The sequence below is a fragment of the Stenotrophomonas sp. NPDC078853 genome (assembly GCF_044901215.1).
Taxonomy (GTDB): domain Bacteria; phylum Pseudomonadota; class Gammaproteobacteria; order Xanthomonadales; family Xanthomonadaceae; genus Stenotrophomonas; species Stenotrophomonas lacuserhaii.
Genome location: NZ_JBJDOQ010000026.1, coordinates 39,197 through 45,973 on the forward strand (window position 1 = coordinate 39,197; position 6,777 = coordinate 45,973).

Here is a 6,777-nt window from a genome sequence, read left to right on the forward strand (position 1 = left end):
CCGAGCCACGCTCGGCCGCTCCTGGGGTCCGGACTCCGACCCCCTTCAGGAAGCTGATCGCAACGCCGCTTCCACCAGCGGCACGGCCCAGTCCGGCGTCTGCCGCAGTTGCGCCAGGTCTTCGGCGGGCGGCCATTCCAGCTGTCCGCCTTCCATCTGCAGCACCCGCTGTGGATCCGGCACCGCTTCGCCGGGCGCGGCCTCTGTGCTGTTGTCATACACCTGCAGCGCGGCCAGCACCGGCATCAGGCCGATCAGATTCTGCTGCGCCAATGGCCAGCGGCGCCGGATATCGGCTTCGTTGATCGGGTGGCCACCGGCCTGCACCCGCGCCTTCACCCGCGCGATGTGCTGCTCCGGACTGGACAACCCGCAGAACCACATCAGCACATCGTGCGTGCGGGTGGCTTCGTGGAGCATCGCGGTGATCGAAGTGCCGCCCAGGGTGGTTTCGAAGGCATGATTGCTGCCCTCGGCCAGGGCGGCCTGCAGGCGGCTGACGCCTTCCTGCCAGGCCTGTCCATTGGCCTCGGCCTGGCCGACGCCCAACTGGCGCACCAGCGCGCGGGCGTAGGTGTCCGGATTGAACCAGTCCAGTCCCGCCTCACGCAGCAGGTGGCCGCCGATGGAGCTCTTGCCGGCGCCGTTGACCCCGGCCAGCACGTACAGGAACGGGCGTGCCATCAGAAGCCGGAGCCGGCCTTGACCTTGCCGCCGAGGTGGGCAGGGCGACGCAGCAGGTCGCGTGCGCGCTGGCCGGCCTGGGCCTGCTGCAGCACGGCCAGGCGTTCGTCGAAGCCCTTGCGCAGTTCGGTCAGGGCGGGGGTCTGGTTGCGCAGTTCACCCAGCGATTGTTCCAGCGCTTCGACCTTGGCCTGCAGCGCGCGGTACTGGTCGGCGGAGATGATCACCGCCTGCGGTTCGTTGTGGTTGGTGACCACGACCATGCGCTGTTCGCGGACTTCCTGCATGACCTTGCGCCAGTGTTCCTTCACCGAGGACGCGGTGGTGCGGGTGAGTTCTGTGATCGGTTCGAAGGTGATCGGGGCGTGCAGCATGGCGGACTCCACAGGATGTGCCTTTGGGGTCGAGATTACTCCTGTTTCGTCCTTAATATATGAATTGTCTAAAATAAGAATTAATCATTTTTCCGGGTGGCGCCTCGTTGCTGGGAGGGAGGGGCAGGGGCAAAAGCAAAAGCAAAAGCAAAGGCGGGTGACGGGCATCGCCCGTCGCCCGCCTTTTTCTTTTCATACGCGGCTGATGGCCACCGGAAACCGTCAGGGCGACGGGTGGGTGGAGGGTGCGGGGGCGTTGAGCGCCATGGATGGCGCGAAACGAGGCCCGCAGGAGCGGTTTTTGCCGTCCCCCGGACCCTCCACCCGCCCGCCGCCACCCCCGGAAACCAGCCCACCAGCCGCGAGGGGGCCCAGCCCGTTCGACCAGACCCAAACCCTCAGCGCCCGGCCAACTGCCGCAGCACGTACTGCAGCAACCCACCGTGGCGGAAGTACTCCACTTCCTTCGGCGTCAACAGCATCACCGAAGCCTCGAAGGTCACCACCGTGCCATCGGCCTTCTTCGCGCTGACCGTCGCACGCTTGCTGGCGCCATCCTGCAGGCCGGTGATGTCGAACACCTCCGACCCATCCAGGCCCAGCGACTGCGCGTTCTCACCGTTGCGGAACTGCAGCGGCAGCACGCCCATGCCGACCAGGTTGGAGCGATGGATGCGCTCGAAGCTTTCCGCGATGACCGCCTTCACCCCCAACAGCAGGGTGCCCTTGGCGGCCCAGTCACGCGAAGAACCGGTGCCGTATTCCTTGCCGGCCAGCACCACCAGCGGTACGCCGTCGGCCTTGTACTTGATGGCCGCGTCGTAGATCGCCAGCTTCTCCGGCTCGCCGCCGCCGGCCGGGTAGTACAGCGTGTTGCCGCCTTCTTCGCCGCCGAACATCAGGTTCTTGATGCGGATGTTGGCGAAGGTGCCGCGGACCATCACGTCATCGTTGCCACGACGGCTGCCGTAGCTGTTGAAGTCGGCCGGCTGCACGCCGCGCTCCTGCAGGAAGCGGCCAGCGGGCGATTCCTTCTTGATGTTGCCGGCCGGCGAGATATGGTCGGTGGTGATCGAATCACCGAACAGGCCCATCACCCGCGCCCCGTGCACGTCCTCGATGGTGCCGACCTGCATGGTCATGCCCTCGAAGTAGGGCGGGTTCTTGATGTAGGTGGACCCATCGTCCCACTCGTACAGGTCGCCGTCGGGCGAGGCGATGGTGTTCCAGCGCGAATCACCCTTGAACACGTCGGCGTAGTTCTGCTTGAACATCTCCGGCCCCAGGGTCGCGGCGATCACATCGCCGATCTCTTTGTTGCTCGGCCAGATGTCGCGCAGGAACACCGGCTGGCCATCGCTGCCGGTACCCAGCGGTTCGGTGGTCAGGTCGATGTCGGTGGTGCCGGCGATCGCGTAGGCCACCACCAGCGGCGGGCTGGCCAGGTAGTTCATCTTCACTTCGGGATGCACGCGGCCTTCGAAGTTGCGGTTGCCCGACAGCACCGAGGTCACCACCAGGTCGCCCTGCGCGATGCCGGCGCTGACTTCTGCCGGCAGCGGGCCGGAGTTGCCGATGCAGGTGGTGCAGCCGTAGCCCACCACGTAGAAGCCGAGCTTCTCCAGTTCGGTCAGTACGCCGGCTTTCTCCAGGTAATCGGTAACCACGCGCGAGCCCGGGCCGAGCGAGGTTTTCACCCACGGCTGCCGGTTGAGGCCGCGCGCGGCCGCGTTGCGGGCCAGCAGGCCGGCACCGATCATCACTGCCGGATTGGAGGTGTTGGTGCACGAGGTGATGGCTGCGATCACCACAGCGCCGTCCTTCAGCCGGAACGCCTTGCCATCCAGTTCCACGTCGGCCTGGCCCTTGGCCAGCTGCTCGTTGCCCACCGCCGTGCCGCCGCCTTCGTTGACGAAGGTGGAGACGTCCACGCCCTTCTTGTCACGGTTGGTGGTCAGCCCGACCAGTGCTTCGCGGTAATTGGCCTGAACCTCTTCCAGCAGCACGCGGTCCTGCGGGCGCTTCGGCCCGGCCAGCGACGGCTTTACCGTGCCCATGTCCAGCTCCAGCGTGGCGCTGTACTGGGCGTGCGCGGTATCGGCGTCGTGCCACAGGCCCTGCGCCTTGGCATAGGCTTCCACCAGCGCGATCTGCTCTTCCGGGCGACCGGACAGGCGCAGGTAGTTCAGCGATTCGTTATCGATCGGGAAGATGCCGCAGGTCGCGCCGTACTCCGGTGCCATGTTGCCGATCGTCGCGCGGTCAGCCAACGGCAGGTGCTGCAGGCCGTCGCCGAAGAACTCCACGAACTTGCCGACCACGCCGTGCCTGCGCAGCATCTGGGTGACGGTCAGCACCAGGTCGGTGGCGGTGGCCCCTTCGGGCATCTGGCCGGTCAGCTTGAAACCAACCACCTGCGGGATCAGCATCGAAGAGGGCTGGCCGAGCATCGCCGCCTCCGCCTCGATACCGCCCACGCCCCAGCCCAGCACGCCGATACCATTGATCATGGTGGTGTGGCTGTCGGTGCCGAACACGGTATCCGGATAGGCGAGCTGGGTGCCGTCCTTGTCCACGGCCATCACCACGCGGGCCAGGTTTTCCAGGTTCACCTGGTGGACGATGCCGGTATTGGGCGGCACCACCTTGAAGTTGTCGAAGGCCTTCTGGCCCCAGCGCAGGAAGCCGTAGCGTTCCTGGTTGCGCTGGAATTCGATCTTGCCGTTGAGGTCCAGCGCGTCGGGCTTGCCGAACACATCCACCTGCACCGAATGGTCGATGACCAGTTCGGAGGGGATCTGCGGGTTGATCTGCTCCGGGCTGCCGCCGAGCTTGACCACCGCATCGCGCATCGCCGCCAGGTCGACCACGCACGGCACACCGGTGAAGTCCTGCAGCACCACGCGCGCGGGCATGAAGGCGATCTCGGTTTCCGGCTCGGCCTTCGGGTCCCAGGTCGCTACCGCTTCGATGTGGTCCTTGCCCACGGTGACGCCGCCATCCTCGTGCCGGAGCAGGTTCTCCAGCAGGATCTTCATCGAATAGGGCAGGCGGGAAATATCGAAGCGCTGGCCCAGCTTGGGCAGGCTGAAGTAATCGTAGCGCTTGCCGCCGACGTCCAGCTGGCTGCGCGTGGAGAACGAATCACTCATTGCAGATGACTCCTTTGCGAATTGGCTTGCAACGGCCGCGCACCAGGCGCGCCTGCTTGCTCAGCGTGAAATCTTACACATTCAGATGTAGCGCCGATGTCATCACGGCCCAAAAAGGGGACGGAGGGGATTAAGTCGTTTTCGGCCCCGTGTGTGCCTGAAACGACTTAATCCCCTCCGTCCCCTTTTTGAAAAGTATGTATAATTCGTACATACCGAAGAGGGCCTACCCATGGAAGCCACCGTAGCTGAACGCGGCCAGATCACCTTGCCCAAGGCAGTCCGCGATGCGCTGGGCCTGACCAAGGGCACCCAGCTGACCGTAGAGCTGGAAGGCGGCCGGATCATCCTGCGCAAGAGCGTGGATGACGCCATCTCGCGCGCCCGCGGCAAGTTCGCGCTGGATGGCTTCGACTCCACCGATGCGGCTGTGAAGGCCGTCCGTGACGAGCAGTAAGCCGGCCATGATCGCCGTTGATTCCCCGGTCCTGATCGAACTGCTCAGCAATGGCCCGCAGGCCGATGCGGTGGAGGCCTGCCTGCGGCAGTGCCTGGTCGGCGGCCGCGTGGTGGTCTGCGGGGCGACCCTGGCCGAAGTCTGCGCCGCGCTGCGCGGCGGGGCCGAGGTGCTGGAGGCGCTGGAAGAAATGGGCGTGCATTTCAACGCGATGGAAGCCAAATCGGCCCTGCGCGCCGGGGAGATGCAACGCCGCCACCGCCAGCGCGGCAACGAACGCCGCAGCCTGGACGGTTTCATGGTCGGGGCCCACGCGCTGTTGCAGTGCGACGGTCTGATCACCTGGAACGACGCGTTCTATCGGGATTATTTCAAGGGCCTGAAGCTGATCGTGCCGCAGGCCTGAGCCTTACCTTTTTACCGCTTCATCCAATCGTTGTATTCACCGCATTACCCGGGAGTTGTCATGTTGGAAGCCTACCGCCACCACGTCGCCGAGCGCGCTGCGCTTGGCATCCCGCCCCTGCCGCTGACCGCGCAGCAGACGGCCGATGTCATTGAACTGCTGAAGAACCCGCCTGCCGGCGAAGCCGATTTCCTGCTGGACCTGCTGACCCACCGCGTGCCGGCCGGCGTGGATGATGCCGCCAAGGTCAAGGCCTCCTACCTGGCCGCCATCGCCTTCGGCAGCGAGCAGAACCCGCTGATCAGCCGCGAGCGCGCTACCGAACTGCTGGGCACCATGCTCGGCGGTTACAACGTCGCCCCGCTGGTCCAGCTGCTGGATGACGCCAGCGTCGGGGTGATCGCCGCCGCCGCGCTGAAGAACACCCTGTTGGTGTTCGATGCCTTCCACGATGTGCAGGAAAAGGCCAAGGCCGGCAACGCCAACGCCCAGTCCGTGCTGCAGAGCTGGGCCGACGCCGAATGGTTCACCAGCCGTCCGGAAGTGGCCCAGAGCATGACCCTGACCGTGTTCAAGGTGCCGGGCGAAACCAACACCGACGACCTGTCGCCGGCACCGGACGCCACCACCCGCCCGGACATCCCGCTGCACGCCCTGGCGATGCTGAAGAACAAGCGTCCCGACGCGGCGTTCGTGCCGGAAGAAGATGGCAAGCGCGGCCCGATCCAGGAAATCCTGTCGCTGAAGGAAAAGGGCCACCTGGTCGCCTACGTGGGCGACGTGGTCGGTACCGGTTCTTCGCGCAAGTCGGCCACCAACAGCGTGCTGTGGTTCACCGGCGAAGATATTCCGTTCATCCCGAACAAGCGTTTCGGTGGTGTCTGCCTGGGCTCGAAGATCGCCCCGATCTTCTACAACACCATGGAAGATGCCGGCGCGCTGCCGATCGAGCTGGACGTCACGCAGATGGAGCACGGTGATGTCATCGAGCTGCGTCCGTACGACGGCAAGGCGCTGAAGAACGGCGAAGTGATCGCTGAATTCCAGGTCAAGTCGGACGTGCTGTTCGACGAAGTGCGCGCCGGTGGCCGCATCCCGCTGATCGTCGGCCGTGGCCTCACCGCCAAGGCGCGCGAGGCGCTGGGCATGCCGGTCACCGACCTGTTCCGCCTGCCGGTGCAGCCGGCCGACACCGGCAAGGGCTTCTCGCTGGCGCAGAAGATGGTCGGCCGCGCCTGTGGCCTGCCGGAAGGCCAGGGCATGCGTCCGGGAACCTACTGCGAACCGAAGATGACCTCGGTCGGCTCCCAGGATACCACCGGTCCGATGACCCGTGACGAACTGAAGGACCTGGCCTGCCTGGGCTTCTCGGCCGACCTGGTGATGCAGTCGTTCTGCCACACCGCGGCCTACCCGAAGCCGGTCGACGTCAAGACCCACCACACCCTGCCGGAGTTCATCTCCACCCGTGGCGGCATCTCGCTGCGTCCGGGCGACGGCGTGATCCACAGCTGGCTCAACCGCATGCTGCTGCCGGACACGGTCGGCACCGGCGGTGACTCGCATACCCGCTTCCCGGTGGGCATTTCGTTCCCGGCCGGTTCGGGCCTGGTGGCCTTCGCTGCCGCCACCGGCGTGATGCCGCTGGACATGCCGGAATCGGTTATTGTTGTCTTCTTGTTCTATATGGTTTGGGGTTTGATT

The 6,777-nt window shown here is 65.5% G+C and carries 6 protein-coding genes; 3 read left to right on the forward strand and 3 right to left on the reverse strand.

The genetic code is table 11. From position 1 onward, the window contains the following. Positions 1-45: 45 nt before the first annotated feature. The 3 genes from ACI2JH_RS18850 to acnA all read right to left on the reverse strand — a co-directional run bounded on the left by ACI2JH_RS18850 (position 46) and on the right by acnA (position 4,210). Positions 46-684 (reverse strand): hypothetical protein, encoded by a 639-nt coding sequence (locus tag ACI2JH_RS18850; protein ID WP_319276852.1) that lies wholly within the window; start codon positions 682-684, stop codon positions 46-48. Beyond that, positions 684-1,058, reverse strand: a complete 375-nt coding sequence (locus ACI2JH_RS18855) for a type II toxin-antitoxin system Phd/YefM family antitoxin (RefSeq protein WP_101099682.1) — start codon at positions 1,056-1,058, stop codon at positions 684-686. Before ACI2JH_RS18855 ends, ACI2JH_RS18850 begins: the two co-directional genes overlap by 1 nt. 398 nt (positions 1,059-1,456) lie before the next feature. Next, positions 1,457-4,210: an aconitate hydratase AcnA gene (acnA, locus tag ACI2JH_RS18860; RefSeq protein WP_404736927.1), complete on the reverse strand. Its 2,754-nt coding sequence runs from the start codon at positions 4,208-4,210 to the stop codon at positions 1,457-1,459. A 232-nt stretch (positions 4,211-4,442) separates the two neighbouring features. Here acnA and ACI2JH_RS18865 point away from each other — a divergent pair, with 232 nt between their 5' ends. From ACI2JH_RS18865 to ACI2JH_RS18875, 3 genes are all read left to right on the forward strand, one after another. Further along, entirely contained in the window at positions 4,443-4,667 is a 225-nt protein-coding gene (locus tag ACI2JH_RS18865) for an AbrB/MazE/SpoVT family DNA-binding domain-containing protein (RefSeq protein WP_057687522.1), read from the forward strand. 7 nt (positions 4,668-4,674) lie between these two features. Further along, positions 4,675-5,073 (forward strand): type II toxin-antitoxin system VapC family toxin, encoded by a 399-nt coding sequence (locus tag ACI2JH_RS18870; protein ID WP_101099684.1) that lies wholly within the window; start codon positions 4,675-4,677, stop codon positions 5,071-5,073. A 60-nt stretch (positions 5,074-5,133) separates the two neighbouring features. Further along, positions 5,134-6,777: bifunctional aconitate hydratase 2/2-methylisocitrate dehydratase (locus ACI2JH_RS18875; RefSeq protein WP_404736928.1), on the forward strand; the 1,644-nt coding region annotated here is incomplete at its 3' end.